The sequence below is a fragment of the Streptomyces sp. NPDC016851 genome, assembly GCF_055562795.1.
Map to the genome: position 1 here is coordinate 71797 of NZ_JBVHEP010000019.1, position 22374 is coordinate 94170.

18 protein-coding genes are annotated in these 22374 nt (G+C 71.8%); 6 read left to right on the plus strand and 12 right to left on the minus strand.

Annotation, left to right across the window (positions count from 1 at the left end; translation table 11 throughout):
* Positions 1–7: 7 nt before the first annotated feature.
* The 3 genes from ACZ3I3_RS27595 to ACZ3I3_RS27605 all read right to left on the minus strand — a co-directional run bounded on the left by ACZ3I3_RS27595 (position 8) and on the right by ACZ3I3_RS27605 (position 4446).
* Positions 8–904 (minus strand): DMT family transporter, encoded by an 897-nt coding sequence (locus ACZ3I3_RS27595; RefSeq protein WP_467369621.1) that lies wholly within the window; start codon positions 902–904, stop codon positions 8–10.
* Positions 905–1022: 118 nt separating this feature from the next.
* The gene (locus ACZ3I3_RS27600; RefSeq protein WP_279539546.1) at positions 1023–1895 is read right to left on the minus strand and encodes an acyl-CoA thioesterase; all 873 of its coding nucleotides are present in this window, start codon (positions 1893–1895) and stop codon (positions 1023–1025) included.
* Between the two features lie 37 nt (positions 1896–1932).
* Positions 1933–4446 carry a DEAD/DEAH box helicase gene (locus ACZ3I3_RS27605; RefSeq protein WP_467369440.1) on the minus strand — a complete coding sequence of 838 codons (2514 nt, stop codon included), beginning with the start codon at positions 4444–4446 and terminating at the stop codon, positions 1933–1935.
* A 146-nt stretch (positions 4447–4592) separates the two neighbouring features.
* Here ACZ3I3_RS27605 and ACZ3I3_RS27610 point away from each other — a divergent pair, with 146 nt between their 5' ends.
* Complete coding sequence (locus ACZ3I3_RS27610) at positions 4593–5387, plus strand: metal-dependent hydrolase (protein ID WP_467369442.1); 795 nt, start codon at positions 4593–4595, stop codon at positions 5385–5387.
* A gap of 28 nt (positions 5388–5415) precedes the next feature.
* On the opposite strand, the gene ACZ3I3_RS27615 is transcribed toward ACZ3I3_RS27610, so the two are convergent.
* The 4 genes from ACZ3I3_RS27615 to ACZ3I3_RS27630 all read right to left on the minus strand — a co-directional run bounded on the left by ACZ3I3_RS27615 (position 5416) and on the right by ACZ3I3_RS27630 (position 10331).
* Positions 5416–5661: a type B 50S ribosomal protein L31 gene (locus ACZ3I3_RS27615; RefSeq protein WP_086563794.1), complete on the minus strand. Its 246-nt coding sequence runs from the start codon at positions 5659–5661 to the stop codon at positions 5416–5418.
* 33 nt (positions 5662–5694) lie between these two features.
* On the minus strand, positions 5695–6165 hold the full coding sequence (locus tag ACZ3I3_RS27620; RefSeq protein ID WP_436728252.1) for a DUF5709 domain-containing protein: 471 nt from the start codon (positions 6163–6165) through the stop codon (positions 5695–5697).
* Between the two features lie 582 nt (positions 6166–6747).
* Positions 6748–8529, minus strand: a complete 1782-nt coding sequence (locus ACZ3I3_RS27625; protein ID WP_467369445.1) for an ABC transporter ATP-binding protein — start codon at positions 8527–8529, stop codon at positions 6748–6750.
* A complete protein-coding gene (locus ACZ3I3_RS27630) occupies positions 8526–10331 on the minus strand; it encodes an ABC transporter ATP-binding protein (RefSeq protein WP_467369447.1) in 1806 nt (601 codons plus the stop codon). The genes ACZ3I3_RS27625 and ACZ3I3_RS27630 overlap by 4 nt, the downstream gene beginning before the upstream one ends.
* A gap of 255 nt (positions 10332–10586) precedes the next feature.
* Between ACZ3I3_RS27630 and ACZ3I3_RS27635 the strand changes: the two genes are divergently transcribed.
* Together ACZ3I3_RS27635 and ACZ3I3_RS27640 are read left to right on the plus strand one after the other, a co-directional pair.
* Complete coding sequence (locus ACZ3I3_RS27635; RefSeq protein ID WP_467369449.1) at positions 10587–12197, plus strand: peptide-N4-asparagine amidase; 1611 nt, start codon at positions 10587–10589, stop codon at positions 12195–12197.
* Positions 12198–12372: 175 nt separating this feature from the next.
* Entirely contained in the window at positions 12373–13788 is a 1416-nt protein-coding gene (locus tag ACZ3I3_RS27640) for a cation:dicarboxylate symporter family transporter (protein WP_467369451.1), read from the plus strand.
* Between the two features lie 84 nt (positions 13789–13872).
* Here the strand turns inward: ACZ3I3_RS27640 and ACZ3I3_RS27645 are convergent, their stop codons facing one another.
* Positions 13873–14322, minus strand: a complete 450-nt coding sequence (locus tag ACZ3I3_RS27645; protein ID WP_467369453.1) for a MarR family winged helix-turn-helix transcriptional regulator — start codon at positions 14320–14322, stop codon at positions 13873–13875.
* A gap of 137 nt (positions 14323–14459) precedes the next feature.
* Here ACZ3I3_RS27645 and ACZ3I3_RS27650 point away from each other — a divergent pair, with 137 nt between their 5' ends.
* Together ACZ3I3_RS27650 and mltG are read left to right on the plus strand one after the other, a co-directional pair.
* Positions 14460–16262 (plus strand): ABC transporter ATP-binding protein, encoded by a 1803-nt coding sequence (locus ACZ3I3_RS27650; RefSeq protein ID WP_467369455.1) that lies wholly within the window; start codon positions 14460–14462, stop codon positions 16260–16262.
* A gap of 43 nt (positions 16263–16305) precedes the next feature.
* Entirely contained in the window at positions 16306–17151 is an 846-nt protein-coding gene (gene mltG / locus ACZ3I3_RS27655) for an endolytic transglycosylase MltG (RefSeq protein ID WP_467369457.1), read from the plus strand.
* 12 nt (positions 17152–17163) lie between these two features.
* Here mltG and ACZ3I3_RS27660 read toward each other — a convergent pair whose 3' ends face one another.
* On the minus strand, positions 17164–18240 hold the full coding sequence (locus ACZ3I3_RS27660) for an NAD(P)-binding domain-containing protein (RefSeq protein ID WP_467369459.1): 1077 nt from the start codon (positions 18238–18240) through the stop codon (positions 17164–17166).
* A gap of 168 nt (positions 18241–18408) precedes the next feature.
* Here ACZ3I3_RS27660 and ACZ3I3_RS27665 point away from each other — a divergent pair, with 168 nt between their 5' ends.
* Entirely contained in the window at positions 18409–19611 is a 1203-nt protein-coding gene (locus ACZ3I3_RS27665; RefSeq protein ID WP_467369461.1) for a serine hydrolase domain-containing protein, read from the plus strand.
* A 45-nt stretch (positions 19612–19656) separates the two neighbouring features.
* Here ACZ3I3_RS27665 and ACZ3I3_RS27670 read toward each other — a convergent pair whose 3' ends face one another.
* From ACZ3I3_RS27670 to ACZ3I3_RS27680, 3 genes are read right to left on the minus strand one after another with little or no spacing between them, the layout of a single operon-like run.
* Positions 19657–20685 carry an ABC transporter substrate-binding protein gene (locus ACZ3I3_RS27670; protein ID WP_467369463.1) on the minus strand — a complete coding sequence of 343 codons (1029 nt, stop codon included), beginning with the start codon at positions 20683–20685 and terminating at the stop codon, positions 19657–19659.
* 36 nt (positions 20686–20721) lie between these two features.
* Positions 20722–21462 (minus strand): ABC transporter ATP-binding protein, encoded by a 741-nt coding sequence (locus ACZ3I3_RS27675; protein WP_356923698.1) that lies wholly within the window; start codon positions 21460–21462, stop codon positions 20722–20724.
* A complete protein-coding gene (locus ACZ3I3_RS27680; RefSeq protein WP_467369466.1) occupies positions 21435–22304 on the minus strand; it encodes an ABC transporter permease in 870 nt (289 codons plus the stop codon). Before ACZ3I3_RS27680 ends, ACZ3I3_RS27675 begins: the two co-directional genes overlap by 28 nt.
* Positions 22305–22374 lie beyond the last annotated feature (70 nt).

A 22374-nucleotide genomic window follows, 5' to 3' on the forward strand; every position in this document is an offset into this window, starting at 1 on the left:
CCGGCGCTCACGGCACCCCCGCCGTCCGTCGTTCCTCGTCCGGCGCCACGAGTGACTGTGTGAACGGAATCCGCGCCAGGGCGAAGACGCCCGCGGCGATCAGCGCGACACCGAAGAGCTGGGGCAGCAGCCACCACCCGGTGCGGACCGTCTCCTCGTACAGCAGGATGCCGAGGGCGAGGCTCACCAGCGCGTCACCGAGGGTGAGTGCGGGCTGGGAGGCGACCAGCGGGCCGGCCTGCATCGCGTTCTCCAGCAGGAACAGCGCGCACACGCCTGCCGCGGCGAACGCGTAGGTCTGCCAGGCGGTGAGGAAGCCCACGAGCCCTTGCTCGTCGAGGATGTGGATGGCGGTCTTCATCAGCGCCGCGGTCACCGCGTAGCTGATCGCCGTCGCGGCACCCAGACACGCCGCCCGGGCCCGCCCCTCCGGGCGGCGCAGGGCGGCCACAGCAAGGCCGGCGACCGCTCCGGCGCACACGGCGAGGGCGGGGATCCAGCGGTCCAGCTCCACATGGGTGCGATTGCCGGCGGGGGAGGCGGCGGCGAGCGCGACCGCGAGGCCGGCCACCACCACCGTCACGGCCAGCCAGCCAGTGCGGGGCAGGTGCCGGTGCATCAGCAGCGACGCGACGACGAGGGTGAGCGGCAGCTCCAGCACGAACAGGGGCTGCACGATCGTCAGCGGCCCGGTCGCCAGCGCCAGCGCCTGGCAGACGGCGGCGGCGATCACCGCGCCGATGCCGGCCAGCCAGACGGGCCGGCGCAGCAGGTCGGCGATCAGCCCGGCGCGGAGCCCCTGGGAGCGCGGCACGGTGAGCGCCGCCTTGCGCTGCAAGACCGTCGCGACGGCGTTGCTGAGGGCGGCGCAGACCGCGAAGACGACGGGGAGCACGGTGTGCAGCGTGGCCACCTCCCGGATCGGCGGGCGTGTGACGCCGGCGGTGCCTCCTCCTGCCATGGTCGCCGGAACCGGGCACGCGCGCGATCGGAGCCGCGCGTCACCACCTCGCGGCGGGGGTTCAGCCCAGTTTCCTGAACAACCCCTCCTGCACGACCGACACGACCAGCCGGCCCTCACGGTCGTAGATCCGGCCCCGGGCCAGACCGCGCCCGCCGACCGCGATGGGCGACTCCTGGTCGTACAGCAGCCAGTCGTCGGCCCGGAACGGGCGGTGGAACCACATGGCGTGGTCCAGTGACGCCATGTCGAAGCCCCGCGGGCCCCACAGCGGCTCGACCGGGATGCGGACGGCGTCCAGGAGGGTCATGTCGCTGGCGTAGGTGAGGGCGCAGGTGTGCACGAGCGGGTCGTCGCCGAGCGGCCCGACCGCGCGCATCCACACGGCGCTGCGCGGCTCGGCGTCCGCGACCTCCTCGGTGGTCCAGCGCAGCCGGTCCACGTAGCGGATGTCGAAGGGCTGGCGGCGGGCCATCCGCTCCAACTGCTCGGGCAGCGCGCCCAGATGCTCGCGGATCTCGTCGGTGACCGTGGGCAGCGACTCCGGGTCCGGGACCTTGCGGGCCGGAGGCAGCTGGTGCTCGAAGCTGCCCTCCTCCGGCTTGTGGAAGGAGGCCGTGAGATTGAAGATCGTACGGCCCTGCTGCACGGCCGTGACGCGGCGGGTCGTGAACGACCGCCCGTCGCGCACCCGCTCGACCTGGTAGACGATCGGCACGCCCGGGATGCCCGGGCGCAGGAAGTACGCGTGCAGCGAGTGCACGGGACGGTCGCCGTCCGTGGTGCGGCCGGCGGCGACCATGGCCTGGCCCGCCACCTGGCCGCCGAAGACCCGCTGGAGGGACTCCTGCGGGCTGCGGCCACGGAAGATGTTGACCTCGATCTGCTCCAGGTCGAGCAGGTCGACCAGTCTCTCGGCCGGGTTCGTCGTCATCTGTGGGATTCTCCTGTGCTCGCTGCTGCCGGGCCGTTCACAGCTGGCCGACGTCGGTGACGCGGACGATCGCTCGCCCCTCCGCGTCGGAGGCCGTGAGGTCGACCTCCGCGCTGATGCCCCAGTCGTGGTCGCCGTTCGGGTCGTGGAAGATCTGCCGGACCCGCCACAGGGCGTTCTCCGGCTCCTCCTCGATGATCAGCAGCTTGGGGCCGCGGGCGTCGGGGCCGGTGCCGAGGTCGTCGTACTCGTCCCAGTACTTGTCCATCGCCTCGCCCCACGCGTTGGCGTCCCAGCCGGACTCCGCGTCCATCTCGCCGAGTTCCTCGACCTGGTCGAGGGCGGCCAGCTCCACGCGGCGGAACATGGCGTTGCGGACCAGGACGCGGAAGGCACGCGCGTTGGCCGTGACCGGCTTGACCTCGTCGGCCTTCTCCTGGGCCTCCTCGGCGGTCATCTCCTCCGGGTTGGCGAGCTGCTCCCACTCGTCCAGCAGGCTGGAGTCGACCTGGCGCACCATCTCGCCCAGCCACTCGATCAGGTCCTGGAGGTCCTCGGACTTGAGGTCGTCCGGGACGGTGTGGTCGAGGGCCTTGTAGGCGCTGGCCAGGTAGCGCAGCACGATGCCCTCGGTGCGTGCCAGCTCGTAGTGGGACACCAACTCCGTGAAGGACAGCGCCCGTTCGTACATGTCCCGGATGACCGACTTCGGCGACAGCGGATGGTCGCCTACCCAGGGGTGGCTCTTGCGGTAGGTGTCGTACGCGTGGAAGAGCAGCTCCTCCAGGGGCTTCGGGTACGTGATGTCCTGGAGGCGCTCCATGCGCTCCTCGTACTCGACCCCGTCCGCCTTCATCTGGGCGACGGCCTCGCCGCGCGCCTTGTTCTGCTGGGCGGCGAGGATCTGCCGCGGGTCGTCGAGGGTGGACTCGACCACGGACACCATGTCGAGCGCGTACGACGGCGATTCGGGGTCCAGCAGCTCGAACGCGGCCAGCGCGAACGTGGACAGCGGCTGGTTGAGCGCGAAGTCCTGCTGGAGGTCGACGGTGAGGCGGACGACGCGGCCGGTGGCGTCCGGCTCGTCGAGCTTCTCGACGATGCCGCCGTCCAGCAGCGACCGGTAGATCGCGATGGCCCGGCGGATGTGCCGCAACTGCTGCTTGCGCGGCTCGTGGTTGTCCTCGAGCAGGTGGCGCATCGCCTGGAAGGCGTTGCCGGGGCGGGCGATCACCGACAGCAGCATCGTGTGCGTCACCCGGAACCGGGAGGACAGCGGCTCCGGTTCGGAGGTGATGAGCTTCTCGAAGGTCTGCTCCGACCACGCGACGAAGCCCTCGGGGGCCTTCTTGCGGACGACCTTGCGGCGCTTCTTCGGATCGTCGCCCGCCTTGGCGAGCGCCTTCTCGTTCTCGACGACGTGCTCGGGCGCCTGCGCGACGACGAAGCCCTCCGTATCGTAACCGGCCCGCCCGGCGCGGCCCGCGATCTGGTGGAACTCCCGGGCGCGCAGGGTGCGCACGCGCGTGCCGTCGTACTTGGTGAGGGCCGTGAACAGCACCGTGCGGATGGGGACGTTGACGCCCACGCCGAGGGTGTCCGTGCCGCAGATGACCTTCAGCAGGCCGGCCTGCGCGAGCTTCTCCACCAGGCGGCGGTACTTGGGCAGCATGCCGGCGTGATGGACGCCGATGCCGTGCCGGACGTAGCGGGAGAGGTTGCGGCCGAACTTGGTGGTGAAGCGGAAGTTGCCGATGAGCTCGGCGATCTGCTCCTTCTCCTCACGCGAGCACATGTTGATGCTCATCAGCGCCTGCGCTCGCTCCACGGCCTGCGCCTGCGTGAAGTGCACGATGTAGACGGGCGCCTGCCGGGCGGCCAGCAGGTCGGTGAGCGTCTCCGTGAGCGGGGTGTAGCGGTACTCGTACGACAGGGGCACGGGGCGGGTCGCCGAGCGGACCACCGCGGTCGGGCGGCCGGTGCGGCGGGTGAGGTCCTTCTCGAAGAAGGACACGTCGCCGAGCGTCGCCGACATCAGCACGAACTGCGCCTGTGGCAGCTCCAGGATCGGGATCTGCCAGGCCCAGCCGCGGTCGCCCTCCGCGTAGAAGTGGAACTCGTCCATCACGACCTGGCCGACGTCCGCCTGCTTGCCGTCGCGCAGCGCGATCGACGCGAGCACCTCGGCGGTGCAGCAGATCACGGGGGCGTCGGAGTTGACGGACGCGTCGCCGGTCAGCATGCCGACGTTCTCCGTGCCGAAGATCTTGCACAGTTCGAAGAACTTCTCCGAGACGAGAGCCTTGATCGGCGCCGTGTAGAAGGTGACCTCGTCCCGGGCGAGGGCCGCGAAGTGCGCGCCCGCCGCGATCATGCTCTTGCCGGAACCGGTGGGCGTCGACACGATCACGTTCGCGCCGGAGACCACCTCGATCAGCGCCTCCTCCTGGTGGGGATAGAGGGTGAGACCCCGCTCACCGGCCCACGACTCGAAGGCTTCGTACAGGGCGTCGGGGTCGGCGGTCCGCGGCAGCTGATCGATGAGGGTCACGCCCCCCATCTTGCCTGGCCTGAGGCCCGATGCGGGAATCGGCTGCGGGCGCGAAGATCGCGAACGCTACGCTGGGTCGCCGGCGGGACGTCAGCGCGCCCGGTCAACTGGACAGCGGTACACGAGGAATGGGGCGGGCAACGCCGATGATGGGACCAGCACACTCACTGTCGGGCGGCGCCGCCTGGCTCGGCGTCGGTGCGGCGGCCGCCGCGGCCGGGCACCCGATGCCCTGGCCGGTCCTCCTCGTCGGCGCCCTGATCTGCGCCGGTGCCGCGCTCGCCCCGGACCTCGACCACAAGGCGGCGACCATCTCGCGGTCCTTCGGACCGGTGTCGCGCTGGCTGTGCGAGATCGTGGACAAGCTGTCGTACGCCGTCTACAAGGCCACGAAGAAGCAGGGGGACCCGCGCCGCTCCGGTGGGCACCGGACGCTCACGCACACCTGGCTGTGGGCGGTGCTGATCGGTGCGGGCACCTCGGTCGTGGCGATCACCAGCGACCGCTGGGGAGTGCTGGCGATCCTCTTCGTGCACATGGTCCTGGCCATCGAGGGTCTGCTGTGGCGGGCGACGCGCGGCTCCAGCAGCGAGGTCCTGGTGTGGCTGCTGGCCGCGGCCACCGCGTGGATCCTCGCGGGTGTGCTGGACCAGCCGGGCAACGGCGCGGACTGGCTGTTCACGGCGCCGGGGCAGGAGTACCTGTGGCTGGGGCTGCCGGTCGTGCTGGGCGCGATCGTGCACGACATCGGGGACGCGCTGACCGTCTCCGGCTGCCCGATCCTGTGGCCGATCCCCGTCGGGCGCAAGCGCTGGTACCCGGTCGGGCCGCCCAAGTTCATGCGGTTCCGGGCGGGCAGCTGGGTGGAGCTCAAGGTGCTGATGCCGGTGTTCATGCTGCTCGGCGGGGTGGGCTGCGCGGCGGCGCTCAACGTCATCTGAGCGCGGGCCTGGCCGGAGGAGACGGGGTTCAGCGGCCGCCGTACCGGCGCTCGAACGCGGCGACGCGGCCCTCCGAGTCCACGGTGCGGGCCTTGCCCGTGTAGAAGGGGTGGCTCTCCGAGGAGATCTCCACGTCCACGACCGGATAGGTCTCGCCGTCGTCCCACTCGATGGTCTGGTCGCTGGTCGCGGTGGACCGGGTCAGGAACGCGTAACCGGCGGCCCGGTCGCGGAAGACGACGGGGTGGTAGTCGGGGTGCTTGTCCTGCTGCATGGATGCTCCTCGCGGCTCGCGTCGGGCTTGTGATCAGCCGGACAGGGTGTCCTCGTCGACGATGTGCACGGCTGCCTCCTCGGCCGACGCCGCCGCGCCGTCGATGCCCACGTCCATGGCGACCAGCGCGCTCTCCTCGTCCTCGTGCGCGCCCTCGTCGGGGGCGACGAGCCGGCCGGAGCGGGCGGCGCCCACCTCGTTGTCCAGGAGTTCCCCGTCGGTGCCCTGGCAGTCCCCGAGACCGTCACCGTCCGGGGCGACGGGCTCCGGCAGCTCCTCGGCGAGCCGCTCGTCCAGCGTCTCGCCCTGCCGCCGCTCCGCCGCCGTGACGCCCCTGTGCTCCACGGCCCAGGGCCGCTCGGGAGGGGACCAGCCGCGGTCCAGGGGATCGTCGACGCCGTCGTACTCCAGGGTGTCCTCGGCGTCGAGCAGCCCCGTGTCCTCTCTCTGCTCGGATGGTTCCGGCTGGTAGACGTCGTCTCCCCAGCCGTCGGAGCTCTTCACGGTACCTCCAGGGGGTGGGGCGGGCCCGTTCACACCGGGGCCCGCGCCGGGCCGCCACACGGAGCACTGACGCCGCCCGCCGCCGAACCGCTGCCGCGGTTCCCGGGCGTTTCCCCGAGCCGGTGCCTGACTCCAGCCTTCCACCCCGGCTCGGGACCGCGCAACGCCACGGAACGCCTCCGGCGGTGACCGGCCAGGGGACGGGCCCGACCCCGGCGCGTGCCCGGCCCCGGCGTGGCCCTGTCCGGGCCCCAGCCCCGGCGTGGCCCTGCCCGGGCCCGGCCCCGGCCCCGGCCCAGCATGGGCCCCGGCCCCGGTCCGGGCCCCGGCCCCGGCCCCGGTCCGGGCCCCGGCCCCGGCCCCGGTCCGGGCCCCGGCCCCGGCCCCGGTCCGGCATGGGCCCGACATGGGCCGAACCGGCACGGGCCCGGAACCGGGGCCGCCTACTGAGGCGCGCCCGGAAGGCGCCCCCGGAGGTAGCTCCCGGAGGTAGCCCCGGAGGTGGCCCTCAAGGAAGCGGACCTCTGAAAGCGGCCCCACGGAGCGAGGCCGACTGCTCCCGGCCGCCTCGTCATCCGCTGCTCACCCGTGCCACGACCTCCACAACGCCGCGTACGCCCCGTCCGCCGTCACCAGTTCCTCGTGGCTGCCCAGTTCGCTGATGCGGCCGTTCTCGACGACGGCGATGACGTCCGCGTCGTGGGCGGTGTGGAGGCGGTGGGCGATGGCGACGACCGTGCGGCCGTCGAGGACCTTGGCCAGGGATCGTTCCAGGTGGCGGGCGGCGCGCGGGTCGAGCAGGGACGTCGCCTCGTCCAGGACCAGCGTGTGCGGGTCCGCCAGCACCAGGCGGGCCAGGGCGATCTGCTGGGCCTGGGCGGGGGTGAGCGTCAGGCCGCCCGAGCCGACCTCGGTGTCCAGGCCGTCGTCGAGCGCCCGGGCCCAGCCGTCCGCGTCGACCGCGCCCAGCGCAGCCCACAGCTCGGCGTCGCCGGCACCGGTCCGGGCGAGCCGGAGGTTGTCGCGCAGGGAGCCCACGAAGACGTGGTGCTCCTGGTTGACGAGGGCGACATGGGCGCGCACGCGTTCCGCCGGCATCCGGGACAGCTCGGCGCTGCCCAGTGTGATCCGGCCGTCCCGGGGCGCGTAGATCCCGGCGAGCAGCCGCCCCAGCGTCGACTTGCCCGCACCCGAGGGGCCGACCAGGGCCAGCCGAGTGCCGGGGGAGACCTCCAGGGACACCTTGCGCAGGACGTCCACGCCCTCCACGTAGCCGAAGTGCACGCGGTCGGCGTGCACGTGGCGTCCGTCGGGGGACACGGACGGGTCGCCGGCCGCCGGCTCGATGTCCCGGACCCCGACGAGCCGGGCCAGCGACACCTGGGCCACCTGGAGCTCGTCGTACCAGCGAAGGATCATGCCCACCGGGTCGACGAGCATCTGGGCGATCAGCGCGCCCGTCGTGAGCTGGCCGACGTCGATCCAGCCGCGCAGGGCGAACACGCCCCCGACCAGGAGGACCGAGCCGAGCACGGTCACGTGGGTGACGTTGACGACCGGGAAGAGCACCGACCGCAGCCACAACGTGTAGCGTTCCCAGGCCGTCCATTCCTTGATCCGGCGCTCGGACAGCGCGACGCGCCGGTCGCCGAGGCGGTGCGCCTCGACGGTGCGCCCGGCGTCCACGGTCTCGGCGAGCGCGGCGGCCACGGCGGCGTACCCGGCGGCCTCCGAGCGGTAGGCGGCCGGTGCCCGCCGGAAGTACCAGCGGCAGCCGGTGATCAGCAGCGGCAGGGCGAGCAGCACGGCGAGCGCCAGTGGCGGCGCCGTGACGACCAGCCCGCCCATCAGCAGCACGACCCACACCACGCCGATCGACAGCTGCGGCACGGCCTCGCGCATGGCGTTGGCCAGCCGGTCGATGTCCGTGGTGATCCGCGACAGCAGATCGCCGGTCCCGGCCCGCTCCAGCACGCCGGGCGGCAGCCCGACCGACCGGACGAGGAAGTCCTCGCGCAGGTCGGCCAGCATCCGCTCGCCCAGCATCGCTCCGCGCAACCGCACCTGGCGGACGAACAGGGCCTGGACGGCCAGCGCCGCCACGAACAGCCCCGCGGTGAGTTCCAGCCGCAGGTCCCGCGCCCCGTCGGAGACCCGCTCCACGACTCCGCCGAGCAGCCACGGACCGGCCATCGAGGCGATCACGGCGACCGTGTTGACGACGACGAGCAGCACGAACGCCCGGCGGTGCCGGCGCAGCAGTTCGGCCACGTAGGCGCGGACGGTCGTGGGGGCGCCGACCGGCAGGGTGTTCGCCGTCGTCGGGGCGGCCGGGTCGTACGCCGGTGGCGCGACGCCGATCATGCCTTCTCCTCGATCTCTTCCAGTTCGTGCAGGACGTCCTTCAGGGCGACGGAACCGGTCAGCGCGACCTCGTCGTCCGTCTCGCGGGTGACCACCGCGCGGTAGCGGGGCTCGGTGTGCAGCAGGTCGCGATGCGTGCCGGTCGCCACGACCTCGCCGTCGTGCAGGAACACGATGCGGTCGGCGCGGTCCAGCAGCAGCGGCGAGGAGGTGAACACCACGGTCGTGCGCGCCGCGCGCAACTCCCGCACGCCCTGCGCGATCCGGGCCTCGGTGTGCGAGTCGACGGCCGAGGTCGGCTCGTCCAGGACGAGCACCTCGGGGTCCGTGATCAGCGACCGGGCGAGCGCGAGGCGCTGGCGCTGGCCGCCGGACAGGGACCGGCCGCGTTCGGTGATCCGCGCGTCCAGGGGATCGGCGGCGTCCACCGAGCCCTGCACCAGCGCCGCCAGCACGTCATCGCACTGTGCGGCGGCCAGCGCCGCCCGCGGTTCGACGTCGCCCGAGGCGGGGACGTCGAGCAGTTCGCGCAGGGTGCCGGACAGCAGGACCGGGTCCTTGTCCTGGACGAGGACGGCCGTACGGGCACTGTCCAGCGGGAGTTCGTCGAGCGGCACACCGCCGAGCAGCACCGAGGTGCCCTCCTGCGGCGGGTGCCCGCCCAGCCGTTCCGCCAGCCGGCCGGCCGCGTCCGGGTCGCCGCACACCACGGCGGTGAGCAGGCCGGTGCGCGCGAGCAGCCCGGTGTCCGGGTCGTACAGGTCTCCGGACGGGAGCTCGGCCTCGCGCGACCCGGCGGTGTCCGTGGCCCGCTCCAGCGCCAGCACGCCCGCGGCCCGTTTGGCCGACGGCCGGGAGAAGGAGTACGCCATGGCGATCTCCTCGAAGTGCCGCAGGGGATACGTGAGGACCATCACCGAGCTGTAGACGGTGACCAGTTCGCCGACGGTGATCCGGCCCTGGCGCGCCAGGTGCACGCCGTACCAGACGACGGCGATGAGCAGCAGTCCCGGCAGCAGGACCTGGACCGCGGAGATCAGGGCCCACATCCGGGCACTGCGCACCGCCGCGTGCCGGACCTCCTGGGAGGCGCGGCGGTAGCGGTCGAGGAACAGTTCCTCACCGCCGATACCGCGCAGCACGCGCAGTCCGGCGACGGTGTCCGAGGCGAGCTCGGTGGCGCGTCCGGCCTTCTCGCGCTGCACGTCGGCACGCCGGGTGGCGCGGGGCAGCAGGGGCAGCACGGCGAGCGCCAGCACGGGCAGTCCCACCGCGACGACCACGCCGAGCGCGGGCTGGTAGACGAGCAGCGCGACGCAGACCAGCACGATGGTGACCAGCGCCGCGGTGAACCGCGACCACGCCTCCACGAACCAGCCGATCTTCTCGACGTCGCCCGTGGAGACCGCCACGACCTCACCGGCCGCGACGCGCCGGGTCAGCGCCGAGCCCAACTGGGCGGCCTTGCGGGCGAGCAGCTGCTGGACGCGGGCGGCCGCCGTGATCCAGTTCGTGATGGCGGTGCGGTGCAGGAAGGTGCCGCCGACGGCGTTGCCGGCACAGGTCAGCACCAGCAGGCCGCCCGCCAGGGCGAGTTGCCCGCCGGAGCGGTCGACGACGGCCTGTACGGCGACACCGACGCAGAACGGCAGCGCGGCGACGGAGGCGAAGTGCAGCAACCCCCAGGCCAGCGACTTGAGCTGCCCGTCCAGCTGATTCCGGAAGAGCCACCACAGGAATCGGGGGCCCGAACGCACGTCCGGCACGCCCGGGTCGGGGTACGGAAGGTCTTGAATCTGCATGACGTCCCAGTGGCTCGTGTCAGAGGAATGGGGAGGGGGAATGGCGGATGGGGGACTGCGGAACGGCGGATAGGGAATGGGGGGATGAGCGTTCGGCCGAGGGCAGCAAACCGTGACAGGTTCGCTTCGCCACGTGGTCGGAGGCAACCGGTTTTCGACCCGCCGAACGGAACCGGCCGACAGGGGTGGGAACAGGGCGGCGCGGCGGGCCGGTGCTCATTGCGGAGGCGGCGGACTCCCCGTAGAACACCGCCCATGAAGAGACGGATCGTCATGTCCATGCTTGCCGGAGCGACCCTCCTGGCGAGCACCCTCCTCGGGGCCGGTCCCGCCCGTGCGGCCGGCGTCCCCGCCGAGTTCGGCACCGACTGGCACGACCCGGTGACGGCCGCCCCGCCCGTCACCGAACCCGGCGGCAGGTCCTGTGAAGTCACCGTCGCCCAGGCGCAGTTCCGCGACTTCACCCCGTACCGGGGCACCTACACCCCGCCCGCCGGCTGCGGTGACCGCTGGAGCAAGGTGGTGCTGCGGCTCGACGGCAAGGTCAAGGGGCGCCAGTACGACCGGCTCGGCTATCTGCACGTCGGCGGGGTCGAGGTCTTCCGCACGTCGACACCACAGCCCTCGCCCAACGGCATCGAGTGGTCGGTGGAGAAGGACGTCACCCGCTACAGCGACACCTTCCGCGGTCGCCGGGACGTCGAGATGCTCATCGGGAACGTCGTCGACGACACCTACACGGGCGTCCTCGACGTCAAGGTCACCCTGACGTTCCACCAAGGCCGTCCGGACGGGAAGAGCAGCCCCGACAAGGTCCTCACCCTCGACCGGGGGACCGACGGCGCGACCACGCTCACGACCCCGCGCAACAGCGAGCGCGTCGTCGCCGAGGTGTACGCCACCGGCTCCGGCGGCGGCTGCGAGGAGTACTGGTACCTGACGGTGCCCGACCCGGCGCCGTACTCCTGCAAGGCGGGCCGAGGCCCCTACCGCGAGGTGCAGATCAGCGTGGACGGCCGGCTCGCGGGCATCGCCGCACCGTTCCCCACCGTGTGGACCGGCGGCTGGTCCAACCCGTTCCTCTGGTACGTGATCCCGGGCCCGCGCGCCTTCGACATCAAGCCGATCACCTACGACCTCACCCCCTTCGCCGGGCTCCTCAACGACGGCCGTCCGCACCGCGTCGAGGTCTCGGTCGTCGGCGTGCCCGAGGGGCAGACCGGCTGGAGCACCCCCGTGAACGTCCTCGTCTGGCAGGACGAGCAGCGCGCCCACGTGCCCGGGAAGCTCACCGTGCACCAGGCGGGCGACCTCGCAAACTCCTCGTCGTACACGCCGGGTTCGGAGCACCGGGTCGACACCGAGGGCGCCCACCGGCTGACCGTCGCCGGATACGTGGACACCTCGCACGGCCGCGTCACGACCACTGTCAGCCGTTCCCTCGCCAACTCCTCCGAGCACCGCTGGACGGACGGCGAGACGACCGACGCCCTCGAAGCCACCTGGAGCGACGACGAGTCGGTGACCCTCGACGGACGCGGCCCGGACCGCACCACCCGCACGCACCGGACCTACACGATGGACGGCACGACGACTCTCGGCCCGGGCGACCGGCTGCGCACCGTGCTGGCACTCGGCGACCGCGCCACGGCCGTCGAGACGCGCGGCGGCCGTCGTACGGCGTGGACGCGGCTCGACGACTCCTACACGGGCGACGCCACGTACACGGCGAACGTGCCCCGCGACCAGCGGCACGCGGTCGGCACGACGAGTGAGCGCTACCGGCTGTACGGCTCCCACGGCTGCTACGACCGCACGCTGACCACCGTCCAGGGGGTGCTCACGGGAGACCGCCGTCGTTGCTGACGGGGCCTGTGTGACGCATGTGACATGCATCACTTAGGGCGCTTTTACATGGCCGAAACGTTGCGGTCTTGTGCGCGATCAAGACAGCCTCCACAGTGTACGGCTACGGAAGCCGCTTTCCGTATCGCAGAAGTCCCCTCCGGCCTCTGTGTGTCCCGTCCCCCAAGGAGGCCTCGTGCCACCGTCCGTACCGTCCCTGCCGCGGCGCGTCGCACGCACCCTGCGTACCTCACTCTTCGCGCAGGTCCTCTGCGCGCTTGTGCTCGGAATCCTCGTCGGGAAGCTGTGGCCGGACACGGCCACGGCTCTCCAGCCGCTCGGCGACGGTTTCACCCGGCTCATCAAGACGGTGATCTCGCCGCTGGTGTTCTGCGTGGTCGTCGTCGGCATCGCCAAGGCCGGTGACCTGAAGGCGTTCGGCCGGATCGGCGTCAAGGCCCTGATCTGGTTCGAGGTCGCCTCCACCGCCGCCCTGGTCATCGGCCTCGTGGCCGCCAACGTCGTCGGGCCCGGCAAGGGCATGAACGTCGATCCCTCCTCGCTGGACGCCGCCGCGGTGGACCAGACGACCGGCGGTGGCCAGCTGCCCTCGACGACCGAGTTCGCCCTCAACGCGCTGCCCGAGAGTTTCGTCGGCGCCTTCGCCGAGAACGAACTGCTCCAAGTCCTCATCCTGGCCTGCCTGGTGGGCGCCGCCCTGCTGCACCTCGGACACACCAGGGTGCCGAAGATCCTGCCCGCCATCGACCAGGCCCAGGACGTCATCTTCGCGGTCGTCGGGTTCATCATGCGGCTCGCCCCGCTCGCGGTGTTCGGCGCGATGGCCCACCTGGTCGGCAACTACGGGCTGGGCGTGATGAAGACGTACGCCAAGCTCATCGTGCTCTGCTACGTGGCGGCCGCGCTGTTCATCGCCCTGCTCGCCGTCGCCCTGCGGCTGGTGACCGGGCTCAGCCTCTGGAAGTTCCTGCGCTACATCCGCGAGGAGATGCTGCTCGCGCTCGGCACCGCCTCCACCGAGTCGGTCATGCCGCGCGTGATGCAGAAGCTGCGCCGGGCCGGTGCCCGCGACGACGCGGTGGGTCTGGTGCTGCCGACGGGCTACTCCTTCAACCTCGACGGCGCCTCGCTCTACCTGTCGATCGGCACGCTGTTCATCGCCCAGGCCGTGGGCGTCGACCTCAGCCTGAGCCAGCAGATCACCGTGGTCCTGGTGCTGATGCTGACCAGCAAGGGCATGGCGGGCATCCCCGGTTCGGCGTTCCTCGCCCTGTCCGCGACGGCCTCGTCCCTGGGGGCCATCCCGGCCGGAGCCGTCGCCCTGCTGCTCGGCGTGGACCGCATCATGGACTCGATGCGCGTCGTCACGAACCTGCTCGGCAACTGCGTCGCCGTGTTCGCGGTGTCCCGCTGGGAGGGCGCGCTGGACATCGAGCGGGCCAGGAAGACGCTCGACGGGGAGGACACGTCCGCACCCGACGACGAGCGGGACGGCGGTGGCGACGCCGACGTCGAAGCCCCCGCGGCGGCGAACCCGGCGCCGGGTATCCCCACCCAGAAGCCCAAGGAACCCGCCCCCGAGGTCAGTTGACCAAACCCACCGGGCCGCGGCCACCGCTCCACCAGGAGAGCGGCGGCCGCGGCCCGTTTTCGCGCGCCCGATCGTGGACGCGCTTCAGCACCGCCGCACCGGCGCACCGTCGATCAGTGTGTTCAGCAACCCTCCGAGCGCCTCGCGCTGTTCCTCCGTCAGCGGCGCGAGGATCTCCTCCGCGGCCGACCGGCGCGCAGCCCGCAGTTCGCCCAGCGCCTTGCGGCCGTCGTCCGTGAGCTCGATGCGGATCACCCGCCGGTTCGCCGGGTCCGGGACCCGCCGCACCTTGCCGCTCGCCTCCAGCCCGTCGACCAGCGTCGTCACGGCCCGCGGCACAACCTCCAGACGCTCGGCCAGGTCGGCCATCCGCGGCGGCGACCCCCAGTGCGCGAGGGTGCGCAGCAGCCGGGACTGGGCCGGTGTGATGCCGAGGTCGCGCTGCTCCAGATGGTGCTTCTGGATGCGGTGCACCCGGCGGGTGAGCCGCAGCAACTGCTCGGCGAGCAGGCCGTCGGAATCGGGGGAGGTCATGCGGGAACAATATCAGGATGATGTTCATTGTGAGTATAGGTAACAATGAGCTACGATCCGATCCGCCGCCTTCGCCCACCCCGTACTGCCCTCGCCCGCCCCCTACCGCCGCCCGTATCGCTCTCTCGAAGGAGCCCATGCATCCCGACCATGAAGCCCCCTGGAGCGCACCCGCCGACGCGAAGGAACAGCCCCGGCAGGTCCGCCGCATCCTCAGGCTCTTCCGCCCCTACCGGGGCCGCCTCGCGGTCGTCGGCCTGCTGGTCGGCGCCGCGTCGCTGGTCTCGGTCGCCACGCCCTTCCTGCTGAAGGAGATCCTCGACGTCGCGATCCCGCAGGGGCGCACGGGCCTGCTCAGTCTGCTCGCCCTCGGCATGATCCTCAGCGCCGTCCTCACCAGCGTCTTCGGCGTCCTGCAGACCCTGATCTCCACGACGGTCGGCCAGCGCGTCATGCACGACCTGCGCACCGCCGTCTACGGCCGCCTCCAGCGCATGTCCCTCGCCTTCTTCACGCGCACGCGCACGGGCGAGGTGCAGTCCCGCATCGCCAACGACATCGGCGGCATGCAGGCCACGGTCACCTCCACCGCGACGTCCCTGGTCTCCAACCTCACCAGCGTCGTCGCCACGATCGTCGCGATGGTCGTCCTCGACTGGCGCCTGACCGTCGTCTCACTGCTGTTGCTGCCGGTGTTCGTGTGGATCAGCCGCCGCGTCGGCAACGAACGCCGGAAGATCACCACCCAGCGCCAGAAGCAGATGGCCGCCATGGCCGCCACGGTCACCGAGTCGCTCTCCGTCAGCGGCATCCTGCTCGGCCGCACGATGGGCCGCTCCGACTCGCTGACGAAGTCCTTCGCCGACGAGTCCGAGGAACTCGTCGACCTGGAAGTGCGCTCGAACATGGCCGGCCGCTGGCGCATGGCCGTCATCACGATCGTCATGGCGGCCCTGCCCGCCGTCATCTACTGGACCGCCGGCATGGCCCTCCAGCTGGGCGGCCCCGAGGTCTCCCTCGGCACGATCGTCGCCTTCGTCTCCCTCCAGCAGGGGCTGTTCCGCCCGGCCGTGAGCCTGCTGTCGACGGGTGTGCAGATCCAGACCTCGCTCGCCCTCTTCCAGCGCATCTTCGAGTACCTCGACCTGCCGATCGACATCACCGAACGCGCGGACCCGGTCCACCTCGACCGGGTCGAGGGAGAGGTCCGCTTCGAGAAGGTCTCCTTCGGCTACGACGACAAGGACGGCCCCGTCCTCGACGGCATCGACCTCACCGTCCCGGCCGGCGGCAGCCTCGCCGTCGTCGGCCCGACCGGCGCCGGCAAGTCCACGCTCGGCTACCTGGTGCCCCGCCTCTACGACGTGACGGGCGGACGCGTCACCCTCGACGGGGTCGACGTCCGCGACCTCGACTTCGACACCCTGGCGCGCGCCGTCGGCGTCGTCTCGCAGGAGACGTACCTCTTCCACGCCTCGGTCGCCGACAACCTGCGCTTCGCCAAGCCCGACGCCACCGACGAGGAGCTGCACCAGGCGGCGAAGGCGGCGCAGATCCACGACCACATCGCGTCCCTGCCCGACGGCTACGACACGGTCGTCGGCGAGCGCGGCCACCGCTTCTCCGGCGGCGAGAAGCAGCGCCTGGCCATCGCCCGCACGATCCTGCGCGACCCGCCGGTCCTCATCCTCGACGAGGCCACCAGCGCGCTGGACACCCGGACCGAGGCGGCCGTGCAGGACGCCATCGACGCGCTGTCGGCGAACCGCACCACGCTCACCATCGCCCACCGGCTGTCCACGGTCCGGGGCGCCGACCAGATCGTGGTCCTCGACTCGGGGCGCGCCGTCGAACTCGGCACACACGAGGAACTGCTGGAGCGGCACGGCCGGTACGCGGCGCTCGTACGCCGGGACGCCCAACTGGAACCGACAAGATGAAAATATGCCGGGTTTATGGCGATATGCGGGTTACCGTGCCCGCATGCAGAAGAACACTCCGCCACGGAGCACGATTCGACTGACGCGCCGGGGCCGTATCGCCCTCGTCGCGACCGGAGCCGTCGTGGTCGGTACCGCCGTGGCGGTGCCGCTGCTGACCCTGGCTCCCGAGGAGGACGCCCGGCCCACGACCCTGGTGATCCCGGAGGGCTGGCGCGCGAGCCAGGTCTACGCCGCCGTCGACAAGGCCCTCGCCCTGCCTCCGGGCAGCACGAAGAAGTCCCTGGCGAAGGCCGCCCTCAAACTGCCGAACGACGCCGAGGGCAACCCGGAGGGCTACCTCTTCCCGGCGGTCTATCCGCTCCAGGAGAAGACGACCCCGGAGAAGCTCCTGGCGCTGATGGTCGACACCGCGAACGAGAAGTTCAACGGCGCGCCCATCGCCGCGGGAGCGCAGCGCAACGCCATGAACGTCTACCAGGCCGTCACCATCGCGAGCATCGTCCAGGCGGAGGCGGCCACCAAGGCCGACATGGGCAAGGTCGCCCGGGTCGTCTTCAACCGCCTCGAACGTGGCATGCCGCTGCAGATGGACTCCACCCTCAACTACGCGCTCGGCCGCTCCACCCTGCGCACCACGCCGAGCGACACCCGCATCGACAGCCCCTACAACTCGTACCAGCGCATGGGCCTGCCCCCCACCCCCATCGACAACCCCGGCGAGGAGGCCATGCGCGCCGCCATCAACCCGTCCCCGGGCGACTGGCTGTACTTCGTCACGGTCCGCCCGGGCGACACCCGCTTCACCGCGGACTACGCGGAACACCAGCGCAACGTCGCGGAGTTCAACGCGCAGCAGAAGAAGGACGGCGCGCGGGCGGCCGGATGACCCGCCCGGCCCTCACGCGGCGACCGGCTCCCGCGCCAGCAGCCGCCTGATGTCGCGGACCGCCGCGCGGCCGGCGCGGTTGGCGCCGATGGTGCTGGCCGACGGGCCGTAGCCCACGAGGTGGATACGCGGGTCGGCGGCCGCGCGGGTGCCCTCCAGGCGGATGCCGCCGCCCGGCTCGCGCAGGCGCAGCGGGGTGAGGTGGTCGATGGCCGGGCGGAAGCCGGTGGCCCAGAGGATGACGTCGGCGTCGACGTGCCGCCCGTCCTGCCAGTCCACTCCCGTGGGCGTGACGCGGTCGAACATCGGCTGCCGGTCGAGCACCCCGTCCTCGATGCCCTGCCGGATCGCGTCGTTCAGCGGCAGCCCGGTGACCGATACGACACTCATGGGCGGCAGCCCCTGCCGTACCCGTTCCTCGACGAGCGCGACGGCCGCCCGCCCCGCGTCCTCGTCGAAGGGTCCCTCACGGAAGACGGGCGGACGCCGGGTCACCCAGGTGGTGGCGGCCGCGTACGAGGCGATCTCCAGCAGATGCTGCGTGCCCGAGGCGCCACCGCCCACCACGACCACCCGCTGCCCGGCGAACTCCTTCGGCCCGGGGTACTGCGCGGTGTGCAACTGCCGCCCCCGGAAGGTCTCCTGGCCCGGATAGCGCGGCCAGAACGGCCGGTCCCAGGTGCCGGTCGCGTTGATCAGCGCCCGCGTCGACCACACGCCCTGCGAGGTCTCCACCAGCAGCCGCCCGCCGGGCCCCTCGCGCACGGCCAGCACGTCGACGGGGCGCCGCACCCGCAGGTCGAAGGCCTTCTCGTACCGGTCGAAGTAGTCGCTGATCACCTCGGCGGACGGGCGGGCCGGATCCGCGTCGGTGAGCTCCATGCCCGGCAGCGCGTGCATCCCGTGCACCTTGCCGTACGTCAGCGACGGCCAGCGGAACTGCCAGGCGCCGCCGGGGCCGGGGGAGTGGTCCAGCACGACGAAGTCGCGATCCGGCTCGAAACCGGATCGCCGCAGGTGATAGGCGCCGGCCAGACCGGCCTGACCGGCGCCTATGACGACTACCTCGACCTCGCGTGTGTTGTTCACGCTTCTACCAACCGTGCCGGGTCCGTGGATCTTCCCGAGGGACGGCCCGCGCGGCTCCGAACGAGTGGACTCCTCCGGCCGGCGCACCGGAGGACGCCCCCGCCCCGGATCCCCGTGGTGATGATCATCCCGACCCGCCCCCTCGCCCCTCCGGAAGAGGCGCCCCCCATGCGACGTACTCCCTCCCGCCGACTGCTCGCCGCGGCACTGCTCGTGGCGTCCGTGCTGGCTCCGATGGCGACGATGCCCGCCACGGCCGCCCCCGCGACCGGCATCGCCCGCCACGACCAGGACGACTTCCCCCGCCACGGCCTCGGCCCCGAGCTCACCGAACGACTGGACCGGGCCATCGCGGAGGTCCGCGAGGAGGCCGGCATCCCCGGCGTCGTCGTCGGACTGTGGATGCCGGGCAAGGGCAGCTACGTCCGCGCGACCGGTGTGGCCGACACGGTCACCCGCGAGCCGATGGCCCTCGACTCCTACGTCCGCATCGGCAGCGAGACCAAGACCTTCACGGTCACCGCACTGCTCGAACTCGTCGACGAAGGCCGGATCGGGCTGGACGACCCGATCGCCAAGTACGTCAAGGGCGTGCCCGACGGACACCGGATCACGCTGCGTCAGCTCGCCGGGATGCGCAGCGGTCTGTTCCCGTACACGGCCGACGCCGACTTCACCCACGATCTGCTCAGCGACCCCGAGCGCCACTTCAGCCCCCGGGAGGTCCTCCCGTACGGCTTCCGGCACCCGAACACCTTCGGGCCCGGCCAGGACTTCCAGTACTCCAACTCCAACCTCGTGCTGCTCGGCCTGGTGATCGAGAAGGTCACCGGCCGGAAGCTCGCCGACGTCATCCACGAGCGGGTGCTCCGCCCGGCCGGCCTGCACCACACCCTGTTCCCGCAGGACGACGAGTTCCCCGAGCCGCACCCGCGCGGCTACACCGACCAGACGCTCAGCGGCGAGGTCGAGGATGTCACGAACTGGAACCCCAGCTGGGCCTGGGCGGCCGGGGCCATGATCTCCAACCTGCACGACCTGCGCCGCTGGGCGAAGGTCGTCGCCACCGGCGAGCTGCTCAGCCCCGAGACCCAGGCACAGCGGCTCAGGACGCTGCCGACCGGCTACCCCGGCACCACGTACGGCCTCGGCATCCTCGAGACCAACGGCTGGATCGGGCACAACGGCTCGATCCCGGGCTACGAGACCGTGACCGTCTACCTGCCCTCACAGAAGGCCACGCTGGTGCTCATGCTCAACACGGACGTCCTGTCCGGTGGCCAGGAGCCGTCCACCCTGCTCGCCCGCGCGATCACCGCCGTGGTGACGCCCGACAACGTCTACGACGGCTCGGCCGCCACCCGGCCGTGACGCGCGGGTCCCCCGCCCGGGCGGCGGGGGACCCGGCGGGCCGGCTCACGACCCGGTGGCAGGCCGCGGCTCGGTGGTCGACGGCGGCAGGTCGCCGTTGAACCGGGTGTCGGTGAACCCGGCGAAGTCGACCTTGCGCGGGATGAGCTTCAACGCCGTGAACGTGTCGGCGATCTCCTGCTCGGAGGCGATCAGCGGCTTGTCGACGGCGACCTCGACCCGGGTGGTGTAGGTGCGCTTCACCGCCGCGAGTGCCACGTCCTCGGGGAGCCCGGTGTCCTTCGCCCAGACCTTTGCCCACTCCTCCTCGTGGTCGTACACCCACCTGTAGGCGCGCCGCAGCCGCTCCAGATAGTCCTTGACGGCGGCGGCCTTCTTCTTGTCCTTCAGCGCGTCCGGCGCCGCGACCTGGAAGGTGAGCCCGTTGGTCACGCCGTCACCGTCGGTCAGGACGCGGCCCTGCTTGCCCTTCAGCACCTGCGAGGTGTACGGGTCCCACACCGCCCACGCGTCGACCTTGCCGGAGGTGAACGCGGCGAGCGCGTCGGCCGGCTGGAGGTACTTGACCTTGACGTCACTCGGCTTCAGCCCGGCCTTCTTCAGGGACGCGACCAACTGGAAGTGAGCGGAGGATCCCTGGGCGACGGCGATCGACCTGCCCTTGAGCTGCGTGGGGTTCCTCAGGGGCGAGTCGTTCGGCACGAGGATGGTGTCGCCCTTGGACGTGCCGTGCCACGCGGCCACGACCTTGATCTTCGAACCCGCCCCCGCCGCGAACACCGGCGGGGTGTTGCCGACGCCGCCGATGTCGACGGCTTTCGCGTTCACGGCCTCCAGCAGGGGCGGGCCGGAGGTGAACGTCGACCACTTGATCTTGTAGTCGAGGTTCTTCAGCTCCCCCGCCGCCCGCAGGATGGCCTCCGAACCTCCCTTCTGGTCACCGACGTTGATCGTGACGGGGCCGTGTCCGTCGGTGCCGCCGTCCGACGTACTGGCGGCCGAGTTCCCGCCGCAGGCGGTGAGCAGGAGGGCCAGGGGGAGGAGCAGGGCGGCGGGGGCGAGGCGTCGTCGCATGGCGGTTCCGTTCGTGTGGGTCGTGCGTGAAGGGGTTCAGGCGGCTTCGGCGGCCGTCGCCTCGACGCCGAGGCGTTCGAGGAGGCCGGCGCGCAGTGCCGCGAAGCGCGGGTCGGTGATGTCGCGGGGACGGTCGAGGTCGACGCGCTGCTCGTGGGCGATGACGCCGCCGTCCATCACCAGGACACGGTCGGCGAGCAGCACGGCCTCCTCCACGTCGTGGGTGACCAGGAGCACCGCGCAGCCCCGGCGCTGCCACAACTCGCCCACGAGCCGCTGCGCCTTGATGCGGGTGAGGGCGTCGAGCGCGCCGAACGGCTCGTCGAGCAACAGCAGATCGGGCTCGCGCACCAACGCCCGGGCAAGCGAGGCACGTTGGGCCTCACCACCGGAGAGGGTCTTGGGCCAGGCGGCCGAGCGGTGGCCGAGGCCGACCTCGTCGAGGGCCTGCTCGGCGACGGCACGTTCGGGCTTGCCGGGCAGGCCGAGCAGGACGTTGCGCCACACCCTCTTCCACGGCATCAGCCGGGGCGCCTGGAAGGCGACGGCCTTGCGGCGCGGCACCAGGACGGTGCCCTCGATGTCGCGGTCGAGCCCGGCGAGGATCCGCAGCAGCGTCGACTTGCCGCAGCCGCTGCGCCCGAGCAGGGCCACGAACTCGCCCGGCCGCACGTCCAGTCGCAGATCATCGATGACGGCACGTCCGTCGAAGGCCCGCGTGAGCCCCTCGACATGGACCGCCTGGGGGGTCACCGGCCGGTGAACGTCGGTCGCCATTGCAGCAGCACCCTTTCGAGAGAGCGGACGATGAAGTCGGCGAGCAGGCCGAGGAAGGCGTAGACGACCAGGCAGACCACGATCACGTCGGTCCGCAGGAAGTCCCGCGCCTGCACCATGAGGAACCCGATGCCGGAGTCGGCGTTGACCTGCTCGGCGAAGACCAGCGCGAGCCAGGCGATGCCGAGCGAGTAGCGCAGACCGGTCATGGCGTTCGGCAGCGCCCCCGGGAGGACGACGTGCCGGACGAGCCCCCACCGGGACAGTCCGAGGGACTCCCCGGCCTCGATCAACTGGGCGTCCACACCGCGGATTCCGGCGTAGACGTTGAGGTAGAGCGGGAAGGTCACGCCGAGCGTGATGATGGCGACCTTGGGAGCCTCGCCGATGCCGAACCAGATGATGAACAGCGGGATGAGCCCCACGAACGGCACGGTCCGCAGCATCTGCACGGGCGCGTCCACCAGGTCCTCGCCGACCCGGAACAGGCCCGACAGCAGGGCCAGTCCGGTACCGACGACCAGGCCGAGCAGCAGCCCGGCCGCGACCCGCTGGAGCGAGGTGCCCATGGCGGCGGGGAGCGAGCCGTCGGCCACCATGTCCCCGGCGACCTGGGCGATACGGCCGGGCGAGGCGAGCACGTCCGCCTGCAACGCGCCCGTGCTGCTGAGGAGTTGCCACAACACCAGCAGCAGGACCGGGCCGGTGGTGCGGCGCAGCCAGCGAGGGACGCGGGTGCGGCGAGAGGAGGTGGGGACGAGGGGCTGGAGGTCGAGGTCAGGAGCCGATATAGGCGAAATATCGGGTTCTTTTGACGTGGGCGGGGCATGACTGATGCTCATGAGGACTCCACGGGGGAGGGCGAGGGTGGGGCGAGGCGCACCTCACCGCCGCCGCGCCGACGAGAGCAAA

Bases quoted from the DNA above. Each gene is read 5' to 3' on its own strand.
- ACZ3I3_RS27600 (WP_279539546.1), bottom strand. From the start codon at position 1,895: ATGACGACGAACCCGGCCGAGAGACTGGTCGACCTGCTCGACCTGGAG.
- ACZ3I3_RS27610 (WP_467369442.1), top strand. From the start codon at position 4,593: ATGATGGGACCAGCACACTCACTGTCGGGCGGCGCCGCCTGGCTCGGC.
- ACZ3I3_RS27615 (WP_086563794.1), bottom strand. From the start codon at position 5,661: ATGCAGCAGGACAAGCACCCCGACTACCACCCCGTCGTCTTCCGCGAC.
- ACZ3I3_RS27625 (WP_467369445.1), bottom strand. From the start codon at position 8,529: ATGATCGGCGTCGCGCCACCGGCGTACGACCCGGCCGCCCCGACGACG.
- ACZ3I3_RS27630 (WP_467369447.1), bottom strand. From the start codon at position 10,331: ATGCAGATTCAAGACCTTCCGTACCCCGACCCGGGCGTGCCGGACGTG.
- ACZ3I3_RS27635 (WP_467369449.1), top strand. From the start codon at position 10,587: ATGAAGAGACGGATCGTCATGTCCATGCTTGCCGGAGCGACCCTCCTG.
- ACZ3I3_RS27645 (WP_467369453.1), bottom strand. From the start codon at position 14,322: ATGACCTCCCCCGATTCCGACGGCCTGCTCGCCGAGCAGTTGCTGCGG.
- ACZ3I3_RS27650 (WP_467369455.1), top strand. From the start codon at position 14,460: ATGCATCCCGACCATGAAGCCCCCTGGAGCGCACCCGCCGACGCGAAG.
- mltG (WP_467369457.1), top strand. From the start codon at position 16,306: ATGCAGAAGAACACTCCGCCACGGAGCACGATTCGACTGACGCGCCGG.
- ACZ3I3_RS27665 (WP_467369461.1), top strand. From the start codon at position 18,409: ATGCGACGTACTCCCTCCCGCCGACTGCTCGCCGCGGCACTGCTCGTG.
- ACZ3I3_RS27670 (WP_467369463.1), bottom strand. From the start codon at position 20,685: ATGCGACGACGCCTCGCCCCCGCCGCCCTGCTCCTCCCCCTGGCCCTC.
- ACZ3I3_RS27675 (WP_356923698.1), bottom strand. From the start codon at position 21,462: ATGGCGACCGACGTTCACCGGCCGGTGACCCCCCAGGCGGTCCATGTC.
- ACZ3I3_RS27680 (WP_467369466.1), bottom strand. From the start codon at position 22,304: ATGAGCATCAGTCATGCCCCGCCCACGTCAAAAGAACCCGATATTTCG.